This is a genomic window from Flavobacterium micromati, from assembly GCF_900129585.1.
Taxonomy (GTDB): Bacteria; Bacteroidota; Bacteroidia; order Flavobacteriales; family Flavobacteriaceae; genus Flavobacterium; species Flavobacterium micromati.
On sequence record NZ_FQWF01000002.1, the window covers coordinates 161327 to 182026 of the forward strand.

General features: G+C 31.6%; 19 protein-coding genes and 1 tRNA gene. 10 read left to right on the forward strand and 10 right to left on the reverse strand.

Annotation, left to right across the window (positions count from 1 at the left end; translation table 11 throughout):
- Nucleotides 1–63: 63 nt before the first annotated feature.
- The 4 genes from BUB42_RS02900 to BUB42_RS02915 form a co-directional block, all read right to left on the reverse strand.
- A complete protein-coding gene (locus tag BUB42_RS02900; protein ID WP_073017020.1) occupies nucleotides 64–933 on the reverse strand; it encodes a cation diffusion facilitator family transporter in 870 nt (289 codons plus the stop codon).
- Nucleotides 934–1047: 114 nt separating this feature from the next.
- A complete protein-coding gene (murA, locus tag BUB42_RS02905) occupies nucleotides 1048–2358 on the reverse strand; it encodes a UDP-N-acetylglucosamine 1-carboxyvinyltransferase (RefSeq protein ID WP_073017022.1) in 1311 nt (436 codons plus the stop codon).
- 66 nt (nucleotides 2359–2424) lie between these two features.
- Entirely contained in the window at nucleotides 2425–3150 is a 726-nt protein-coding gene (locus BUB42_RS02910; RefSeq protein WP_073017024.1) for a DUF4290 domain-containing protein, read from the reverse strand.
- 82 nt (nucleotides 3151–3232) lie between these two features.
- On the reverse strand, nucleotides 3233–3517 hold the full coding sequence (locus BUB42_RS02915) for a DUF493 family protein (RefSeq protein WP_073017026.1): 285 nt from the start codon (nucleotides 3515–3517) through the stop codon (nucleotides 3233–3235).
- 145 nt (nucleotides 3518–3662) lie between these two features.
- Here BUB42_RS02915 and BUB42_RS02920 point away from each other — a divergent pair, with 145 nt between their 5' ends.
- The 5 genes from BUB42_RS02920 to BUB42_RS02940 all read left to right on the forward strand — a co-directional run bounded on the left by BUB42_RS02920 (nucleotide 3663) and on the right by BUB42_RS02940 (nucleotide 8234).
- A complete protein-coding gene (locus BUB42_RS02920) occupies nucleotides 3663–4202 on the forward strand; it encodes an AAA family ATPase (protein ID WP_073017027.1) in 540 nt (179 codons plus the stop codon).
- Nucleotides 4203–4261: 59 nt separating this feature from the next.
- Nucleotides 4262–6157: a RecQ family ATP-dependent DNA helicase gene (locus tag BUB42_RS02925; RefSeq protein ID WP_073017029.1), complete on the forward strand. Its 1896-nt coding sequence runs from the start codon at nucleotides 4262–4264 to the stop codon at nucleotides 6155–6157.
- On the forward strand, nucleotides 6157–7104 hold the full coding sequence (gene fmt / locus BUB42_RS02930) for a methionyl-tRNA formyltransferase (protein WP_073017031.1): 948 nt from the start codon (nucleotides 6157–6159) through the stop codon (nucleotides 7102–7104). The genes BUB42_RS02925 and fmt overlap by 1 nt, the downstream gene beginning before the upstream one ends.
- A gap of 178 nt (nucleotides 7105–7282) precedes the next feature.
- Nucleotides 7283–7555 carry an HU family DNA-binding protein gene (locus tag BUB42_RS02935; RefSeq protein ID WP_073017033.1) on the forward strand — a complete coding sequence of 91 codons (273 nt, stop codon included), beginning with the start codon at nucleotides 7283–7285 and terminating at the stop codon, nucleotides 7553–7555.
- Nucleotides 7556–7673: 118 nt separating this feature from the next.
- A complete protein-coding gene (locus BUB42_RS02940) occupies nucleotides 7674–8234 on the forward strand; it encodes a YqgE/AlgH family protein (RefSeq protein WP_073017359.1) in 561 nt (186 codons plus the stop codon).
- On the opposite strand, the gene BUB42_RS02945 is transcribed toward BUB42_RS02940, so the two are convergent.
- Complete coding sequence (locus BUB42_RS02945) at nucleotides 8231–9070, reverse strand: aminotransferase class IV (protein WP_073017034.1); 840 nt, start codon at nucleotides 9068–9070, stop codon at nucleotides 8231–8233. The genes BUB42_RS02940 and BUB42_RS02945 overlap by 4 nt on opposite strands.
- A 55-nt stretch (nucleotides 9071–9125) precedes the next feature.
- A complete protein-coding gene (locus tag BUB42_RS02950; protein WP_073017036.1) occupies nucleotides 9126–9518 on the reverse strand; it encodes an START-like domain-containing protein in 393 nt (130 codons plus the stop codon).
- Nucleotides 9519–9669: 151 nt separating this feature from the next.
- Between BUB42_RS02950 and BUB42_RS02955 the strand changes: the two genes are divergently transcribed.
- Nucleotides 9670–9743: transfer RNA gene (locus BUB42_RS02955), tRNA-Met, on the forward strand.
- A 560-nt stretch (nucleotides 9744–10303) separates the two neighbouring features.
- Nucleotides 10304–11842 (forward strand): Fic family protein, encoded by a 1539-nt coding sequence (locus tag BUB42_RS02960; RefSeq protein WP_073017038.1) that lies wholly within the window; start codon nucleotides 10304–10306, stop codon nucleotides 11840–11842.
- 803 nt (nucleotides 11843–12645) lie between these two features.
- Here the strand turns inward: BUB42_RS02960 and BUB42_RS02965 are convergent.
- Nucleotides 12646–12846 carry a hypothetical protein gene (locus BUB42_RS02965; protein WP_073017040.1) on the reverse strand — a complete coding sequence of 67 codons (201 nt, stop codon included), beginning with the start codon at nucleotides 12844–12846 and terminating at the stop codon, nucleotides 12646–12648.
- A gap of 1444 nt (nucleotides 12847–14290) precedes the next feature.
- Between BUB42_RS02965 and BUB42_RS02970 the strand changes: the two genes are divergently transcribed.
- Nucleotides 14291–14467 (forward strand): histone H1, encoded by a 177-nt coding sequence (locus BUB42_RS02970; protein ID WP_073017042.1) that lies wholly within the window; start codon nucleotides 14291–14293, stop codon nucleotides 14465–14467.
- A 278-nt stretch (nucleotides 14468–14745) separates the two neighbouring features.
- On the opposite strand, the gene BUB42_RS02975 is transcribed toward BUB42_RS02970, so the two are convergent.
- The 3 genes from BUB42_RS02975 to BUB42_RS02985 all read right to left on the reverse strand — a co-directional run bounded on the left by BUB42_RS02975 (nucleotide 14746) and on the right by BUB42_RS02985 (nucleotide 19493).
- Nucleotides 14746–15732 (reverse strand): OmpA family protein, encoded by a 987-nt coding sequence (locus BUB42_RS02975; RefSeq protein WP_084118274.1) that lies wholly within the window; start codon nucleotides 15730–15732, stop codon nucleotides 14746–14748.
- Nucleotides 15733–15736: 4 nt separating this feature from the next.
- Nucleotides 15737–18019 (reverse strand): outer membrane beta-barrel protein, encoded by a 2283-nt coding sequence (locus BUB42_RS02980; protein WP_073017046.1) that lies wholly within the window; start codon nucleotides 18017–18019, stop codon nucleotides 15737–15739.
- A 1021-nt stretch (nucleotides 18020–19040) separates the two neighbouring features.
- On the reverse strand, nucleotides 19041–19493 hold the full coding sequence (locus BUB42_RS02985) for a DUF4442 domain-containing protein (protein WP_073017048.1): 453 nt from the start codon (nucleotides 19491–19493) through the stop codon (nucleotides 19041–19043).
- A 194-nt stretch (nucleotides 19494–19687) separates the two neighbouring features.
- Here BUB42_RS02985 and BUB42_RS02990 point away from each other — a divergent pair, with 194 nt between their 5' ends.
- Both BUB42_RS02990 and BUB42_RS02995 read left to right on the forward strand, forming a co-directional pair.
- Nucleotides 19688–20143, forward strand: coding sequence for a DUF4870 domain-containing protein (locus BUB42_RS02990; RefSeq protein ID WP_073017050.1), 456 nt, complete (start codon nucleotides 19688–19690; stop codon nucleotides 20141–20143).
- A 224-nt stretch (nucleotides 20144–20367) separates the two neighbouring features.
- Entirely contained in the window at nucleotides 20368–20700 is a 333-nt protein-coding gene (locus tag BUB42_RS02995) for a PadR family transcriptional regulator (protein ID WP_073017052.1), read from the forward strand.

The following is a 20700-nucleotide window of genomic DNA, read 5'->3' on the forward strand; positions in this document are numbered from 1 at the left end:
CAGCATTACAACTTAAAATTAGATTATAAACTTATCTACTGCAATACTAATTTTTATAATAATCTATTCATTAGGTTCAATGTGGATCAAAACTTGACCTAATTCTGTAATGCGTTCGCGTAAAGTATCTTTCAGTTTATGAGCTAGATCATGACCTTCTTTTACTGTGATCTTAGAATCAACGGTTGCATGCAAATCGACGTGATATTGCATACCTGCTTTTCTAATAAAACATTTTTCAGTGCCTATAATCCCATTTACTTCTAATGATACTTCTCTAATTTGAGCAATCAAATCATCATACAAATGTTCATCCATTATTTCGCCTAAAGCGGGTCGGAAAATTTTGTAACTATTATAAACAATAAATCCGGATGCAAATAGCGCAGCCCAATCATCAGCTGATTCAAAACCAGTTCCAAAAAATAACGCTACCGAAATTCCAATAAAAGCAGCCACTGAAGTGATTGCATCACTCCGATGGTGCCATGCATCGGCTTTTAAAGAAGAACTATTGGTTTGAATACTTCGTTTCATCACAACTCGAAAGGAGTATTCTTTCCAAATAATTATCGCGCTTAATACAATTAATGTCCAGGGTTCTGGTAATTGATGCGGCGTTTGTATGTTTTGAATACTTTCATACGCAATAATCACAGCCGACGAAATTAGAAAACCAACTACAATAAAAGTAATCAAAGGCTCAGCTCTTCCGTGCCCGTACGGGTGATTATCATCGGCAGGTTTATTAGAATATTTTATACCAAACAAAACTAAAAGAGATGCGAAAATATCAGTTGTCGATTCAATTGCATCTGCAATCAAAGCATAGGAATTTCCAAAAAAACCAGCAAGACCTTTAATAATGGCCAAAGCTGAATTTCCGATAATACTGAAATATGTTGCTCTAATTGCTGTTTTTTCGCTTGTCATGCGTTATTTTTATATGATGTATTAAAAATAAAATCGTTTAAATAAACTAAGCAAGATTTAAAAATAAAATCTTTATTGGTTTATTTAAACGAAATTTTAAATGATTTATGTTATTTATTCCCGCACAATGTGAGCGCCAATAGCTCTCAATCGTTCGTCTATGCGTTCATATCCACGATCGATTTGTTCAATATTTTGAATTGTACTTGTACCTTTTGCGGAAAGCGCTGCGATCAGCAATGAAATTCCAGCACGAATATCTGGTGATGACATTGTAGTTGCTTTTAATTGTGATTCAAAATTATGTCCCATAACAACCGCCCGATGGGGATCGCACAACATTATTTTAGCACCCATATCAATCAACTTATCCACAAAAAATAATCTACTTTCAAACATTTTTTGATGAATTAGCACATCTCCTTTTGCCTGAGTTGCAACTACTAGAACGATACTCAATAAATCTGGCGTAAATCCAGGCCATGGTGCATCAGCAATAGTTAATATAGAACCATCAATATCTGTTTTTACCTCATATCCATCAACGTGAGCAGGAATGTAAATATCATCTCCTCTTCGTTCTAATGTGATTCCTAATTTTCTAAAGGTATTTGGGATTAATCCTAAGTTATCCCAACTCACATTCTTAATTGTAATTTCTGATTTTGTCATAGCAGCTAGACCAATCCAGCTTCCTATTTCGATCATGTCTGGAAGAATTCGGTGCTCGCAACCACCTAAGTTTTGTACACCTTCAATAGTCAATAAGTTAGAACCCACACCAGATATTTTAGCACCCATAGAATTCAGCATCTTACATAATTGTTGCAAGTAAGGTTCGCAAGCTGCGTTGTATAGCGTTGTAACACCTTTAGCTAAAACTGCCGCCATAACAATATTTGCAGTGCCAGTTACAGATGCTTCGTCTAATAGCATATCGGAACCTGTTAATCCTTTTGGTGCTTCTACTCCATAAAAGTGATCTTCTCTATTATATCTAAATGTAGCTCCAAGATTGATAAATCCTTCAAAATGCGTATCTAATCTTCTGCGTCCTATTTTATCTCCACCTGGTTTTGGAATATAACCTTTTCCAAAACGCGCTAACAATGGACCAACAATCATAATCGAACCTCTCAACGAACCGCCTTCTTTTTTAAAAGCTTCGGTTTCTAAATACTGCATATTTACATCGTCAGCTTGAAAAGTATAAGAACCATGCGCTGTTTTTTCAATTTTAACTCCTAAATTTCCTAAAAGAGTAATTAATTTATTAATATCGATAATATCAGGAATATTATTGATCATCACTTTTTCAGCTGTTAAAAGAACAGCACATAATATTTGCAGCGCTTCATTTTTAGCTCCTTGAGGTGTAATTTCTCCTTTTAGGCTAATTCCTCCTTCTATTTTAAATATTCCCATTCTGTTTTAATTTATAGGTTACGGGTTCCAAATTAAAAAAACTTTAATTCTTTACCAATAACAATTTTATAAAGGTTTTCTGTTTTGATTTTTATGAACTGGATTTGGTTTTCCAGTTTTACTATTTTTATTACTCAGAATTTTTGGCTGACCAACAGGTAAAATTTTATTTGAAACGCGCTTGTTAGTACGCAACAAATCAGTAGTGTTCAATAATTCTTCCTCACTTTGAATCAAATTTAATTTACCATCAGACAGTTCAAATAAATGTTCGAAAATTACATCATCTTTTACGGTGTCTTTATTCCAACTTAAATATGATTTTTTCATGTGATTAGCGATAACTTTTACCAAAGCATTTTTCATATCACCGTCCTCCCACTTATTAGCCACATCAATCATGTACTTTATGTTGTTGCCATAAAATCTATATTTTGGAAAATTTTGAGGGTATTTTAAAACATCTGGTTTTAATTGCAAAACTTCGCGCGACGGAATAGGATATGGAGAGTCAGCAACTAACTTAAAATCGGACATGATAAAAAGCTGATCCCACAATTTATGCTGAAAATCAGGAACGTCGCGTAAATGAGGATTTAAACTTCCCATCACCTGAATAATGTATTTTGCCGCTTTGTTGCGCTCAATATCATCTTCAATTTGAGTTGCTTGATCGATCAATTTTTGCAAATGACGGCCATATTCTGGAATGAGTAAATGTGATCGCTCTGCATTATATTCCAAATGATGAACCACATCGTTTGAGTTTTCTTTAATATATTTTGAATTCATATTTGGATGTATATTTTAAATTTTAACGATAAAAGTCTAAACAATGCTTCTTAGCCAAAATATCTTTTAAAATTATTTTTATTTAAAGGGAGACGATACCTTCAATTGTAGAAACTTCTAGGTATTTTTCTACTATTTCTTGTGAATCTTTCATCGTAACATCAACAGATATACTAGTGTATTTTCCGGTTTTTGATTTTTTTGTATTAATGACAGCACCCATACAATCAAAGGCATGTTCAACTCGTTCTACATTGTCATTTACAGTAGGTACAATAAATTTAAACAAATAAATCGTTGGCCAAGTATTACTCATATCCAACTCTACTTTTAATCTATCGTAAAATTCTTTTGTTTTTTGATCCATTATTTATTTGAAAAGAAAAGCAAAGATACAGTTTCGAAAGCAAAATATGAATTTTGGATATATTTTTTTACTTCTGCCAATTTATAAGCTTTGATTTTTTTAAATACCAATTAATTAAAGTAATTTTGCGCCTTATTTTTAAAAAGTGCAGAAGAAAATTATAGTTATTATCGGCGGTCCCGGAACAGGTAAAACCACTATTATAGATGGGTTAGTCGATAAAGGGCATTGTTGTTATCCAGAAATTTCTAGAGAAGTAACATTAGAAGCTAAAAAACAAGGAATTGAACAATTATTTCTTGAAAAACCTTTACTATTTAGCGAATTACTGCTGGAAGGAAGAAAAAAACAATTTCAAAATGCGACAGACGAAGCCCATGAAGTTGTATTTATTGACCGCGGAATTCCAGATGTGCTAGCTTACATGCACTACATAGGCGATAGTTATCCTGCAACTTTTGATCACGCTTGTCGTGAACATAAATACTCAAAAATATTTCTCCTTCCGCCGTGGGAAGAAATTTATATCAGCGATGATGCGCGTTACGAAAATTTTGAACAAGCAAAACTAATCTACTCTCATCTTGTGGAAACTTATCAAAATTACGGTTACGAATTGATAGAAGTACCAAAAGACACGATGAATAACAGAATTCTTTTTATCTTAGATGAAATTTCTAAATAAACCTCGGTTAAATATTGTGTAATTGAGCTTGTTTTTTACTGAATTGAAAACTGTAATTTATGCTAGAAGCATTAGCGCTACTTCAAAAATACTGGAAACACGATAAATTTAGATCACTCCAAAACGAAATAATCGCATCAGTTTTGAGCGGTCAAGACACTTTTGCATTGATGCCAACTGGTGGCGGAAAATCAGTTTGTTTCCAAATTCCAGCTTTGATGAACGATGGAATTTGTTTAGTTGTTTCGCCTTTGGTCGCATTAATGAAAGACCAAGTAGCCAATTTGCAGCAGCGAAATATCAAAGCAATTGCCCTTACAGGAGGAATCAGATCAGAGGAAATGATTGACTTGCTTGATAATTGCCAATTTGGAAATTACAAATTTCTTTATCTATCTCCAGAACGTTTGCAATCCGACTGGATTTTAGAGCGGATAAAAAGTTTACCTATTAATTTAATTACCATTGACGAAGCACATTGTGTATCTCAATGGGGACATGATTTTCGTCCTGCCTATTTAAAAATTTCATTACTTAAAAAGCATTTTCCAAAAACGCCTTTCCTCGCATTAACCGCTACTGCAACTCCAAGAGTAAAAACCGATATTATAACCGAGTTAGGATTACATAATCCTCAAATATTTGAGAAATCATTTGCTAGAGAGAATATTGCATATATGGTTTTTGAACTTGAAGATAAAATTTTTAGAATAGAACAAATTCTTAAAAAAAACCCCGAACCTTCTATTATTTACGTTCGAAATAGAAAATCGTGTTTAGATATTTCGTCTCAATTACAGTCATTAGGTTTTAAAGCAACATATTATCATGGAGGACTTTCGTCCAAAGAAAAAGATAAAAATATGCAATCTTGGATGAATGAAGACGTTCAAATTATTGTCGCTACAAATGCTTTTGGAATGGGGATTGACAAAGCCAATGTTAAAACAGTAATTCATATTCAATTACCAGAAAATATAGAGAATTATTATCAAGAAGCTGGGCGCGCTGGACGAAATGGAGAAAGAGCTTTTGCGATTCTTTTGACCAGTCCATCTGATATTATTCAAGCAAAGAATCAGTTTATCAATATTTTACCTGATAAAAAGTTTTTAAATTTAATGTATCTTAAACTAAATAATTATTTCCAAGTTGCTTACGGAGAAGGAATTAATGAGCAGTTTACATTCAATTTACATCATTTTTGTTTACGATATGAATTTCCTACGTTGAAAACGTATAATGCACTACAGTTTTTAGATCGGCAAGGAATTATCACTTTGTCTCAAGAATTTAGCGAAAAAATCACACTGCAGTTTCTTATTCCGTCTAAAGAAGTGATTCGATATGTGAGCTTAAATGTAAATGATGAAGAAATAATTCTAGCTATTTTACGCACCTATCCTGGAATTTATGAAATGCAAACTGCTTTTAACTTACAATTAATTGCAAAAAAATCAAATCATAAAGAAGCGGAAATTCTGGCTGTTTTAAAGAAATTAAAAGAAAAAGAAATTATAGAATATCACTCCAAAAATAACGATGCTACCATTTTATTCAATGAAGTGCGAGAAGATGAGCGAACTATTAGTCGAGTTTCAAAACATTTGGAAAACCAAAATCTTCTAAAAAAAGAGCAATTACAAGCTGTTTATCATTATATAAATGAAAGAGCGATTTGTAAAAATAAGTTGATTTTAAATTATTTTGGTGAAAAAATAATTACTGATTGTGGTATTTGCTCCTTTTGCATCACAAAGAAAATTAAGAAAAAAGATGTTACTTTATTGTCTAAAGAAATTATTACATTACTTAAAATCGAAGACTTAAACTCAAGAGATATTCAAAATAAAACAAAAAATAATCCAGAGGACGTTATCTTTGTACTGCAGGAATTATTAGAAAACGATTTTATTTTGGTTAAACCAAATAATAAATATACACTGAAATCATAATGGAAAAAGTACGAATTGTTTTTATGGGAACCCCAGAATTTGCGGTCGGAATTCTAGAAACTATAATTAAAAATAATTATGAAGTTGTTGGCGTTATCACCGCAGCTGATAAACCGGCTGGGCGTGGACAAAAAATAAAATATTCAGCCGTAAAAGAATTTGCAATAGCAAATAATCTAACTTTATTACAGCCAACCAACTTAAAAGATGAAAGTTTTTTACTAGACTTAAAGGCTTTGAATGCTAATTTACAAATTGTGGTGGCTTTTAGAATGTTGCCAAAAGTAGTTTGGGAAATGCCATTTTTAGGAACATTTAATCTTCATGCGTCCATATTACCTAATTACCGCGGTGCAGCACCTATTAATTGGGCGATTATTAATGGAGAGACAAAAACTGGTGTTACTACTTTCTTTATAGATGACAAAATCGATACCGGAGCGATGATATTAAGCTCAGAAATACCGATAGATAATGACGAAAATGCAGGACAATTGCACGATCGGTTAATGTTTTTAGGAAGTTCAACTGTTATTGATACGTTGAAATTAATAGAACAAGGATCTGTAAAAACCATAATCCAGACAGACAATACTGAAGTAAAGACTGCTTATAAGCTCGATAAGGAGAATTGTAAAATTGATTGGTCTAAATCAGCAGTTGAAATAAACAATTTAATTCGCGGTTTGAGCCCCTATCCTGCAGCTTGGTGTTTTTTTAGAGACCTTATTGAGGAATGGAATGTTAAAATTTATGAAAGCAAGATTATTTCTGATCAGCATGCTCATGCGATTGGCACTTTGATTTGTACCAAAAAAGAAATTAAGGTTGCAGTAAAAGAGGGATTTATTCAAATACTGCAATTGCAATTAGCGGGTAAAAAGAAAATGAGCGCTTCAGAATTACTAAATGGAATGAAATTTTCTGCAGAAGTAAAAGCATACTGACTCCACTAAACAAAGGACTTTTTAGCTTTTAATGCAAAAATTCTTTCTTTTATGAACAAAAAATATAAGTTATTAACAAATTAAATTAAAATACCATAAAATACTTGCAAAGGCCGTTATTCCTATTAAATTTGTGTATTAACAATATTGTATAACCAACAATTAATAACTATTTATTATGAACAAATCAGAATTAATCGATGCTATTGCTGCAGATGCAGGAATCACAAAAGCTGCAGCTAAACTAGCTTTAGAGTCATTTTTAGGAAACGTAGGAGGGACTTTAAAAAAAGGTGGTAGAGTTTCTTTAGTAGGTTTCGGATCATGGTCTGTTTCTGCAAGAGCTGCCAGAGATGGTAGAAACCCTCAAACAGGAAAAACGATCCAAATCGCTGCTAAAAATGTAGTGAAGTTTAAAGCAGGTGCAGAATTAGAAGGTGCAGTAAACTAATTTAAGTTCCTACTATATAAACAAAACCTCCCCTTCGGGAGGTTTTTTTATGTGTTTCAACGATTATATTTGGCATCCTTATAATAAAAAACTTAACTTTAATAAAAAATCGAATCCAATGATTAGAGATAAGTTAAAAAAAGGCTATTTGCTTATTGCTGAGCCAACGATTATCGGAGATGTGTCATTTAATAGATCAGTAATTTTATTAGCGGATTATAATGAGGAGGGATCTATTGGTTTCATCATAAATAAGCCGTTAAAGTACACTATTCAAGATTTAATTCCAGAGATCGAGGCCCGATTTAAGATTTATAATGGTGGACCTGTTGAACAAGACAACCTTTATTTTATTCACAATATTCCTGAATTGATCCCTAATAGTATTGAGATCTCTAACGGAATATATTGGGGAGGTGATTTTGAATCGGCAAAAGAGCTAATCAATAAAGGCGAAATAAGCAATAACAATATTCGTTTCTTTTTAGGTTACACTGGCTGGCACGAAAAACAGTTAGAAAGCGAAATGGAAAGTAATTCTTGGATTATTAACTCGAACAGTTATAAAAATAAAATAATAGGAAAATCAGCAACTCATTTCTGGAAGGAGCAAATTAAGGAACTTGGTGGCGATTATCTGATATGGTTAAATGCTCCTGAAAATCCTTACCTTAATTAAATACTGCTAATCATTTCGTTTAATTTTTCCAATAATTCTATCGATTTATTTGTAGCAAAACTTTTTTTACGATACTGCGTAATAGGCTGAATTCCCTTTATAACATTGGTAATAAATAGCTCATCGGCTTTTTGAAGATCAAATGGAGAAATTACTTCCTCAACTACCTCTAAATTTTCTATTTTTTTAGCCACATTCAAAACTTGTTTTCTCATAACGCCATTAAGACATCCTTCAGAAATAGGCGGAGTGATTAATTTATTTCCTAAAAGCATAAAAATATTCCCTTGCAATGCTTCCACAACATTCTTACTATCGTTTAATAACAAACAATTGTCCAAGCCATTTTCAGATGCAAAAATACTTCCTGTAATATTTATTATCTTATTAGTTGTTTTTATCGATGAAAGTAATTGCTTAGTTATGTAAAAGTCTTTGTACAAATCGACCTCGTAATTAATTTTCTCTATTGTGTATAAAGTATTTTCGAGGGCTACAGCACTAATTAAAAAAGATATTGAATTATTTCTTGGTAAATAATAACCTCCGTCATTTCGATAAACAGTAATTCGAGCACGAGATGAAGACTGTATTGAATTTGCATTTACAACAGAAAGAATCTGTTCTTCAAGATACTCCATCGTAAAATTCATTGGAATTTCCATTCGAACTACTCGCATTGATGACATTAGCCTAAAATAATGATCTTCTAAAAAAAGAATTTTATTATTTAGTATTTTGATTGTCTCAAAAACCCCGTCACCATATAAAAAAGCACGATTATTTGTAAGCACAGTAGCATCCTGAGACACGATATTTCCATTAAAATTAATCATAAAAAAAGCCCTAATTAATATTTAGGGCAAATATAAGTTATAAAATAGGATTTATCTATACAGATCCTATGAGATGTTTTAAATCTGAAATTTGATTTTCCCATAATAAAGTTGCTTCGTCTACCTCATCTTGCTCAGCAAAATCTACAACCATCAACGAAACATCTTTAGTAAGCTCATCAACTAAGATATGTAGCTCAAAAAAATATTCCGTATCGTTCCCGCTATCATCAACCCATTTAAATTTTACTTTTTCGCCAGTTTTCTTTGAAGCGAGTCTCGCCTTTTCTTCGGAGTCATTCCAAATAAAGGTAAAAAATTCACCACGTGAATTTACATTATCAGCAAACCATTCAGACAACCCTGATGGCGTTGATATATATTGATATAATAATTGAGGCGAGGAATTTATGGGGAACTCGATTTCGTAACGTACTTTCTGGTCCATGAGCTGCATTTAATTTTCCCGAAATATATAGAATAAAACTACAAGAAAAAAGCCTTTTAAGAAATATTTTTTTTTCTTTAAAATATGTTTGCACGCTTTAATAAAATATCTATATTTGCACCCGCGTTCAAGGCAGTGTTCTTGGATATTTGGCGAGGTAGCTCAGTCGGTTAGAGCGCAGGATTCATAACCCTGAGGTCACGAGTTCAAATCTCGTTCTCGCTACACAAACAAACCCTTAAACATCAACTGTTTAAGGGTTTTTTCATTTAAATAAATTCGTCACTCCATGACAAATTGGAGTGACGAATATACAAAAAACGAACGTGTTATCACCTTAATAATGTGAACAATACACCTTACAGACCGCAGGAATATTACTGTTCAGTCTTCGTAAGAGTATTATAATTTATAAACTCATACCCTTTTTTAAAAGAAAGGATTTATAATTTGGACAGAATTACTTAATCTTAATATTTTACATAAATAAAACAGTTTTGATAAAATTATTTCATTCAAACTAAACAAGACTATTTCCTAATTTCATTTGATTTTAGATTGATTCATGTTTACAACTAAGCTTTTTAAAGTTATTTACTTAAATTATCATTCAGGACTGAATCGCTATTATCTAATCAGTTGCTAAAATTTTATTTATATTCATTTCACATAATTAAGTCCATAACAATAAGTATTTTTTCTCTAAATTGATAAAAAACAAGTTCTTTTCACCAGATATAAGTATTTTTCACTTATTTTTGAATAATCAATTTTCACCAATAGACATGATTACTAATCAATTTTCACTAAAAATAAGTGTTTTTCACGGTCGTAAAGCACCTGAAGAAGGAATACTGGTAGGTTATGGTGCTTTAATAGAAGCTTTAACTCTCGCTATGCCATTCCCAAATCGTTTATCATTGATAAGTACTAAAAAACGTCAATATAAAACTGATCATTGGCAAGTGCTTACTTCGCGTCACGAACCAGAAGACACTCTTTATAAACAATTAGTATTTGCTTTAAAATACGAAGGAATAAATTTATTGTTTTTTAAAAAACTATTTGAACAACTATCAGAAGAAACCATAACTTCCGTGGTGCAAATAGAGCCGCAAGGACAATACAGTCGTAAAGTTTGGTTCTTATACGAATGGCTTATGGGGAAGTCACTTCCAATTCCAGATTTAAATAAAGGAAATTTCATTACTCTAATTGATGAAGATATACAATTTGCTTTGCCTATAAGTACAAATTCCAGCCGCCATCGTATAAAAAACAACTTGCCTGGTACTGTTGATTTTTGTCCGCTAATATTTAAAACTCCAAAGTTGAATGACTATATAGCTGATGATCTTTCCCATAAAAAAAATAGTTATTTAAACGCAATTCGCAAAGACGTACTACAACGAGCATCAGCATTTTTGTTGCTAAAAGATTCCAAAGCATCTTTTACCATAGAAGGAGAAACCCCCTCTAATAATAGAGCAATTAGGTGGGGAAAAGCCATAGGTCAAGCAGGTTCAAAACCATTAGAAAAAGAGGAACTATTGCGATTACAGCAAATAGTGATAGAAAATAGTCGCTTCCTAAAAATGGGCTTTAGAGATGAAGGTGGCTTTGTAGGAGAACATGACAGAACAAACGGAGAACCAATGCCAGAACATATTTCAGCAAAATGGCAAGATATCGAAAAGTTGATAGACGGATTAATTGCAAGTTATAAAAACATTGAAGAAACTGGCTTTAATGCTGTTTTGGCAGCTGCAAAAATAGCTTTTGGATTTATTTTTATTCATCCTTTTGTAGATGGCAACGGAAGAATACACCGATATATAATACATCATATTTTAACCAAAATGCAATTTGCACAACAAGGAATAATCTTCCCGGTGTCTGCTTCTATTTTAAATCATATTGACGATTATAGAATCGTATTAGAATCTTATTCACATCCATTATTGGACTTTATAGAATGGAAAACTACAGAATCTAACAATGTAGCGGTATTGAACGAGACAATTGATTATTACCGCTATTTTGACGCAACAAAACAAGCAGAGTTCTTATTTGATTGCGTTAATGATACTATTGTAAATGTAATTCCCAATGAGGTAAACTATCTACAGAAATATGATGCTATGAAAAAATATTTGGATGATATTTTTCAAATGCCAGACAAAACAGTTGCATTACTAACTCGGTTTTTAGAACAAAATAATGGGATACTTTCAAAAAGAGCTCTAGAAAAAGAGTTTAATGTCCTATCTGAAATTGAGATAAAGGAAATTGAAGAAAATTACAATTCAATTTTTAATAATTAATTTTCATCACCACACTAGCTAAAACTTGTTTTAACAACCTTTTTACCCTTACTATTTCGACAAATAAAGGAGTGACGAAAAAGAGTGACGAAATCATCTTAAAACTAGTCAAAACAAGATTATCAATAAAACTAAATATTTAATTAACAACGTTTTATATATTTAAAAAATCATAAATCTGGGATTCATAACCCTGAGGTCACGGGTTCAAATCCCGTCCTCGCTACAAAACAAACCCTTAAACTTCAATTGTTTAAGGGTTTTTTGTTGAAATTCAGTTTTAATTAAATACAACTTTCATAATAATGCCAGCGAGAAATAAAATTCTACATCTGCACGTTTTGCATTAGTCACTCCACTCGTAAATTGTTCTTTTTAGCCGTATTTACTTTCTACACTTATCTTGTCTCTTTTTTCCTTAATTGATTTTAAGAAGTCTGTGGTCTTTCAAAATTTGTTGTAAAACTAAATAAATTGATCACTTTTTTTAAATAGATAGTGCGCTCTAGTAATTACAAACAATTAAAAAAAAATATTGTATTTGATGAAAAAAAAATATAATGGTAGACTTTACCGAAGTTATGTCAAGAGATTTAAAAAAACACTGAAACAGCGTACATGAAAAATTTAAAAATTAATTTTAAATTGCTAACTACGATAATTTTTTAAAATTGATTGCTATTCAAAAAAAAATAGGTTTCCTAGGATAGAAACCTACTGTTAATGGAATTAAATATTTAATTTAAAAATGATTTTTAGAGTCAAGTTCCTTAGAAAGGTCTTAGCTTTGTCGCAAAACTATTTTAAACTTCTTTTTCAAGCCCATTTTTAAGCTCATTCTTAAGCTCATTCTCAAGCTCACCTTTTTTAGAGATTTGTTTTTCTCTAACGGTTGGATAACTTTCTTCTCTTTGTTTGCTGTTGGAATAATAAATATTCCAAATAGTAAAGTACAGATAAATTGAAAAAATTATTGCTCCAATAATAAAAAACCCAATACTCATGTTGTTCTTCTTTGACGAATAGCTATTGCGAACAATAAAATTGTACCCGGCCAATGCGCTGAATATAAAGCTTCTTGTTCTCTTCCTAAAATACCCAATGTAATTGAATAGAGCATGCATATAAATGCTAATATGACAGGGTACCATGTAAAAATAAATAATTTCATCTTGTTTTGTTTATTAATTAGTTGTGAATTTAGTTAAAAAAAATTGTGAAAATTATTTTTTTTATTTTATTTAATAATTGTTTGATTACACAAGAAAATAAAAATAGTTAGTTTAAAATTATGTTTATATTTAGCAAACTCGCTTAACTTTTATTGCCGACGTTGCGATAAATGTCAAAATCATAAAATCTAAGTAAAATTTCTCCAATATATCATTTGTTAAGAGCGATGTGAGTAAATCTGTCTTAAATCCCAATTTTTTATTGATCTTCCTGATATTGGTTTTACGTAGGTTTTTGGGACGTTATTTATTCTTACATCATCCTCCAATTATAAATTGAGTAAATAATTTAATAATTACAACTATCAGTATTTTGGTTCTTTGTATAATGATAAATTTGTAGAAAATGCTCAGATATAAACGTAAAGAAGCCTACTACAAATTAGAAAATATCTTGACTTGCTAGAATAACAAAAAAAAGACTAACGAAAATATTAAAAACAGCAAAACTTAAATTTATATAAAAAAACCTCGATTTAAAAATAATTAATCTAAAGTGAGATTATAAATTTGCGATCCATAACCCCAAAGCCACGGGTTCAATTTTTAATCAGTACAAAGTTTTTCTTCATACAATCATTTCCAGTATTTTAAGTACCTATTGCATTTGCATTCGCCCTTCCTATAAAACCAAACTATTTTAAACCAAAAATCTTTACTGGAAGAATTCTGAAAATATTAAATGATTTGTTTAACCAAAAAATCCCATTTGATGCTAATCGCTCCTATTGTTTAGAAGCTTAGCGTTTTTGGGCAAAGTTTGAAAACTGGAATTATCAATAAACGTATTGTCATAGAACTGAAAAAAAAATCTCACGGAAAGACTTCTATGGGAAACCCAGTTCTTTACTAGTTTTGTCTTAAAAAAATATTCCACACCTTATACGTAATAAAAATGGTTTGTTAAAATTTGAAAATAAATAAAACAATAACGTTCTCAAGATTTTTGAAAATCAAAGTTTAGTTATAATTAAGTAGACAGTCGATTAAAAATTAAACGATTTATAAAGATTAATGTCTTTTTGCATGAAAGTTCAGCACTGGCGTATTTAAAAGCCAGACCTTTAAATAAAAAAGAATTTCTAAAATTCATTATAAAAAAGTGTTTAGTATTAAATTGACACATTTAAATTTAAAAAACTACGAAATTTTCGTACTATCATCTTTGAATATTGGTTTCATTTCAGTATTTTTGTTTTAATAAATTAAAAAAAATATGAAAGATCTTATTGAAAAAATCAACGCTGAATTTGAAACATTTAAAACAGAAACTGTTTCATTGACAGAAAAAGGAGTTAAAGCTGCTGGAGCAAGAGCTCGTAAATCAACTTTAGAGCTTGAGAAAATGCTTAAAGAATTTAGAAAAGTTTCAATAGAAGAGGCAAAAAAATAATTTCCTGAAAAGCAATTTATATATAAAGCTAACCATCTTGGTTGGCTTTATTTATTTTTACTCATTGAAATGGAAGTTGATTTTGGATACATCAAGTACCTCTATTCGTAGTTTCTAAAGTCGATTAATGTCCTAAAATTTATTTGGCTTTCATTCGTATTTAAAATGAATTCCGACTTTAATTTTACAATAATCAAAACAAAAAACCCCTAAAATCCGAAGATCTTGGGGTTTTTCTCTCTACAATTATAATTTAAAAAGCAGTTGCCTTCCATTATCTATCGCACAATTATCGACATTTCAACACGTCTTGCTTGCTCTGCTGTTGACTTTCGATCTTCACCTTTAAAAGAAGTTAGAATTCTACTTGCCTGTATTTTGTTGTTGATGAACGCTTTTTCAACAGATTCTGCCCTTCGCATGGATAACTGCTTGTTGTAATTAACACTGCCTACAGGACTGGCCCAACCTTCAAGTAAAATTTTTGCTTCTGGATATTGAATCAAAATTTGTGTTAGATCTTGCACATATTTTAAATACTCAGCCTCAAGCGATTCTGAATTGTTGGCAAAATACACTTGCTGCCTAAAATAAGTTCTGTTTTTATCTGATGATCCACTTTTAATTTTGGAATTCATTTTTGATTCCAAACTATCCATTTGTCGTCTTACATCATTCAATCTAGAATTGACATTTTTTAATGAATCGGCTAAAGAACCATTATTACTAAGGCTAGTTCTTCCATTTTCAACAGCCTTCAAAGAATCAATTTTCCGCTGTAAGTCTTTAATTTTACTATTGTTTGATGGAATAACTGTTGTTGCATTATTACCATTTGGATTATACATTGGGCTCGTAGCAGCATTACCAGGCATAATGATAGTCGAATTGTCTCTCGCCATAGAAGGAAATCTACTGTCTCGCGGACTTAAATTATCAATTCGCTGGTTTAAGTACCTAATTTCCCTCAGTAATTGTTCATTCGTAATGTTATACTGACCGTAATTCTCCGCAGGATAACGTTGTTGATAATTTGATCTTAACTCAGACAAATTTGATTTGTTTTGATTATTTTCTCTCTCTTTTAATTGAGAGCGTCTAGCATCCGCCACCGTGCTCAAAAAAGAGTTCAGTTCAGATTTTGTCATTACAATTTTACTCTTCGTAGGACTCTTTTCGCTTTGCGCAAAAAGAGCCATTGAAAATAACATACATACAAAAAGTACTATTGTTTTTACTTTATCTAGCGTGTTTACTTCTAGCATCCTATTAAAATTTTAGTTTATAGCCTATAGATATTCTGTGTATATCAACAAAATTGTGCGCTGTATAATCAGCAAACAACTTACCACCAAATACATTAAATGTTGTACCTAAAACTAAGTTAGGAGCAAAAGTACTTTCACCAGCAACATCATTGTATCCAAGTCCTAATCCAGCGTAAGGCTCTAAAATAACGCCCGCGTCAACTTTAAAAGGTAAAACTACGTTTGCGTTTACTCCAAATCCAGTATTTTTGCCTGGCGCTAAATATAAGTCGGGCATGAATTTAAACGGAGAATTGGTAAAGGCATAATTGCCTCTTAAACCTACAATCATTGCGACATCGCTAGCTATTGCAACACCTGTGAACACTGATAATCCTTCATTAACTACCCATCCAGCCGCCATTCCTTGATTAGCAGTATCAGTTTTAACCACGGTATTTCCATCCACATCAGTTGTTACACTAGTTTGTGCAGGTTGAATCATTTGTGGAGCTACCGGTGCGGTTTGACCTGATGATATTACAACAGTTTTATCTTCATTTTGCGCTTGTGGAGCATTATTTAAATTATCAATCCTATCAGTATTTCTATCTATTTTTTTATCTAGTTCGTTTAATTTATCAAGAATTTTTTGTGAAGCATCTTCTTGACGATCTGGTGAAAGATTTTGTCTATAAGTTCCCGTATTAATTTGTAGTAACAAACTTTCTAAACGATCCATACGATCCTCGATAGATTGTGGTTTACGAGATTCCTCATCAACACCTTGTATAACTTTTTCAATTAACTCTTCTAATTCTTTAGGAGTCATTTCTACTCGTGATTCAAGTTTTTCCGCTTTTACTGTTGAGGTAGATTCCTGACCATCATTCAATTTGCGATCTAAATCTTTTTTCTCCTCTATAATTTCAACCGCTTTTTTAGTGTCATTATTTTTATACGCCTCAGATAATTCAGACTGTAATTGATCTATTCGATCTTGATACACCTGCGTTCTATCATCTACTCTTCGATCTACTGTATTCTGCAGAATTTGATCAGTATCAGCGGCTCTTTTTCCTAATTGAAAACGAAGCCCAACGCTGTACATTGCATGCTGTCTAAGCTCATCTGGAGAGATAGTATTTTGAAGATCGTCTCCATCGCGTCTAGAAGTAAACATTAAATTAGCATCACCAAATGCCTCAAGATTTCTACCAAGAGGGACATTCAAGCCTAGACCACCTTTTGCAAAATACCCAGAAGCGGCTGCCGTTAATCCATTTTTACCTGTATAACTATTTTGATTAACATTTAAATATCCTCCACCTACGCTTATGTAAGGAACTAAACCACGGGAAACATTCAGTTTAGCAATAAAGTCTCCACCATACATTGCCACATCATCAAAATCAAATGATATTTTTTCATTTTGTGTAGCTTGGTAAAAATAACCTCTTACACCGATGTAATTATTTAGATCAAAACCTACTTTTCCTCCCAGAAAGTAAGAGTCACGTAAATTACTAGCATTATCAAAGTTCACATAAGCTCCAGATGGTTCAAAAATTAATTTAAATCCACCCAAACCACCAGAAAATTTATTTCTATAAGCCCGATCTAATGCACTTAATTCTTCTGGAGCGCGACCGCCAAGATATAGTTGTAAACCAGCTAAAACTGACCAATTGTACATTCTAGAATTATTGTTGTCATTTAACCAATCTTCAATATCACTTTGATCTTGGCCATCTTGAAATAAGACTGAAGCAGGATTCATATTAAAAACTGTGTTTTTAGCTTCTAAATTTAAAAACAAACGGGTACCAAGCTTAATTTGTGTACCTAATCCTAAACCAACATAAATTTGCTCTGATTTTTGCTCATTTGATGGCGCATTAGCAGCAGCAATATCTACCTTTAATTTTTGCACACCCGCACCTAAGGTTATATAAGGTACAAAAGTACCGCGTGTTGGAATATTAGCTTTGAATTCTCCACCAATACGTTCAATGTCTACGCTTCTAGAATTAAAATTATTGACAAAATCATCTGAAAATACGTTAAAACCATCTACTGTATTCTTTAGATCTGCTGATCTCTCGTAAATACCCCGAAGTTCAATTGCTTCACCAAATCCAAAACCCACTCTACCACCATACATAACACCATCTTCAATTGCAGTGTTTTTGTCAAACCAATTATAACTCGCTGTAGGCTGAAGCGTTACTGTCACATCTTTCATTTGCGCCTGTACATTTGCTCCAAGAAAAGCGAAAGTACAAATTGTAAAAATTTTCTTCATATCATTAAAATTTATATTAATAAAATTGTACCTCATTAATTCCTTATCTTTTTAGTTTAAGATTAACAAGCTTACAGCTAAAACAAATAATTCATTTTCGTACTAATTATTTTTTTTTAGAGACCAAATTTCTATTTATAACCTGGAAATGAAAATAAGATTAAACGTAGAGTTAAATTTTTTTCCACTTTATATTGAAAATGCGAAAAAAGGATTTTAATAACAACACTTCATCAGGCATTCTCTACTATAATTATAATTTTGGAAGAAAAAAAATTAGTTAATTTATTGATTTTGCTATGGTACAAAGATAAATCAAGTAATATCCTAGTTTTTTATAGGATTCAAGAAGATACTTATACAATTTACTTATGAAAACTTTATGATTTAAACTGCAACTTAATCGATCGTCTTTAGTGATGTAAGGGAAGAAAAGTGATTCTAATTAACTAAGAACCTTAAAATAATGCCTATTCCAGTTAAGAATTTATATAAAGTATTTATGGTTGGATAAAATTATTGACAATAACAATTTACTATAATCACATTTAAAACCATCAAGATAAAAAAATAGTAACAATCGTACCAATTGGATTTTTTAGTGTTGCTGTAAGTGCGCATGAGTTTAAAGCTGTAGTAAAGGATAAAACCAAGATTAGAATCTTGTTGTGCAAAAAAAGATAGCAAGTCAAAGGCGATGACGGCTGACGAAGTAGCTAGGTGTCAAGCTCAAAGCAAATCAGACGGAAAAAAATGCGAAACAGGATCAGGTAAAAAATGTTAGTTTAGAATATTCAAGGATCTTAAAATACAAATGCCGCTGAAATATCAGCGGCATTTTTCTTTATAAATTTATGTAATATTAAAAAAATAATTATCGGAATAATGCAAAACATAATTGTTTTTAAATGATTCCGAATTTTAACCCCGACTGGGCTTAACTAACTTAATGCTCTTAATGGTTTAGGAAAATCTATTAGTTGGAATAGCTAGATTTTTACCAAATTGTAAATGATGCAAATTACTTGATTCTAACACTCCACTCAAAATCCATTTCAGAAACTTGAATTCCTTTTTCATCAGTTGCAATAGACTTCATCCAGAAGGTTTGCCCTTCTCCTGTTGCGATTGTTTCTTCAATTGCTTTTTCAATAAGATGACCATCGTTACAAACAAATGTTATTCTTCCAGTTGCCTTTTTTGTAAAATTGCTTTTATTATTAGCAACCAACATTGATATTTTTCTACCGCTCTTTTGAATTTGGAACATCACTAACGCGCCAGTTGATAGCTCAGCAGCCATTGCTTGCACTGCAAAATACATTGAGTTGAAAGGATTTTGATTGATCCAGCGGTGTTTGACAGATACTGCGCATTTATTTTCATCGATTGCTTTTACACGAACTCCGCAAATAAATGCGGACGGCAATTTAAATAATAGAAATTGATTGAGTTTAGACGCTGTAAGTTTCATTATCAGTAGATTTTTTGCTAAAATACAAAATAATACTATGCATACATAATAATATAATATGTTAAAAATAAGTTAATTTATAGTACTATGCGAAACAAGATACTGTCTTTTAAATATATATTTGCATAAGAAATTACTAGGTAAGCTATCAGGAATTTAATACTACGTTTCAATCATCATTAAAAATCAAAAAAATGGAATCAACAACTGAAAAAAACATCGCTACTTTTACTCATTTGAGTACATTAACTCAATATTTTATCCCGTTTGGGAATTATATTTTTCCCATAATTTTATGGAGCACTAAAAAAGAGCAGTCGGAATTTGTGGATCATCACGGTAAACAAGTGCTCAATTTTCAATTGAGTTTATTACTTTATTCTCTCGTATTACTTATGATTGCAATTCCTTCTTTTCTAATTTCGGTATTTAATAATATGTCATTAAACGCTTTGATAAACGATCACGATTTAAATATATCTAATTTTAATTTTGAAGGTAATATTATTCTGCTAACACTGGGATTACTTTGCATATTGCTTTTTGGGTTTTTGAAAGTGGCTGAGTTTTTTCTAATCATTTACGCTTCTGTAAAAACCTCAAACGGCGAAAAATACCAATATCCAATTACGATTTCTTTTATAAAATAGATAAAAATCACAATTAAGAAAATAGACGTCATTATCCAGTAAATACCCTAGCCCTGATTGAAATGAAAATCCTTTTTTCTCGCTGCGGCGAAAAAAAAGATTGTAATGGAAAGCGGGAAATAGCTCCAAAAAAAGAATCAAGTCATCATCAAGCCAGATAATCGAGCTGGCAAATCAATCAAAAAATGAACAGTTTAATCAACTAAAAAACAAAAAATTGAATTATGAACATTGAAAACACAAAAGCTCAAATGCGCAAAGGTGTTCTCGAGTTTTGCATCCTATCGGTATTGAAAGAGAAAGATGCATACACATCGGAAATATTAGACACTTTAAAAAACGCAAAATTGTTAGTCGTGGAAGGAACGATTTATCCATTGCTAACCCGACTCAAAAACGACGGTTTACTCAGCTATCGCTGGGAAGAATCAACTTCAGGACCACCTAGAAAATATTACGGTCTCACTGAAATAGGACAAACATTTTTAAACGAACTAGATAGTACTTGGACTGAATTATCCGATGCTGTAAACCTTATAACCAACCAAAAACAATAG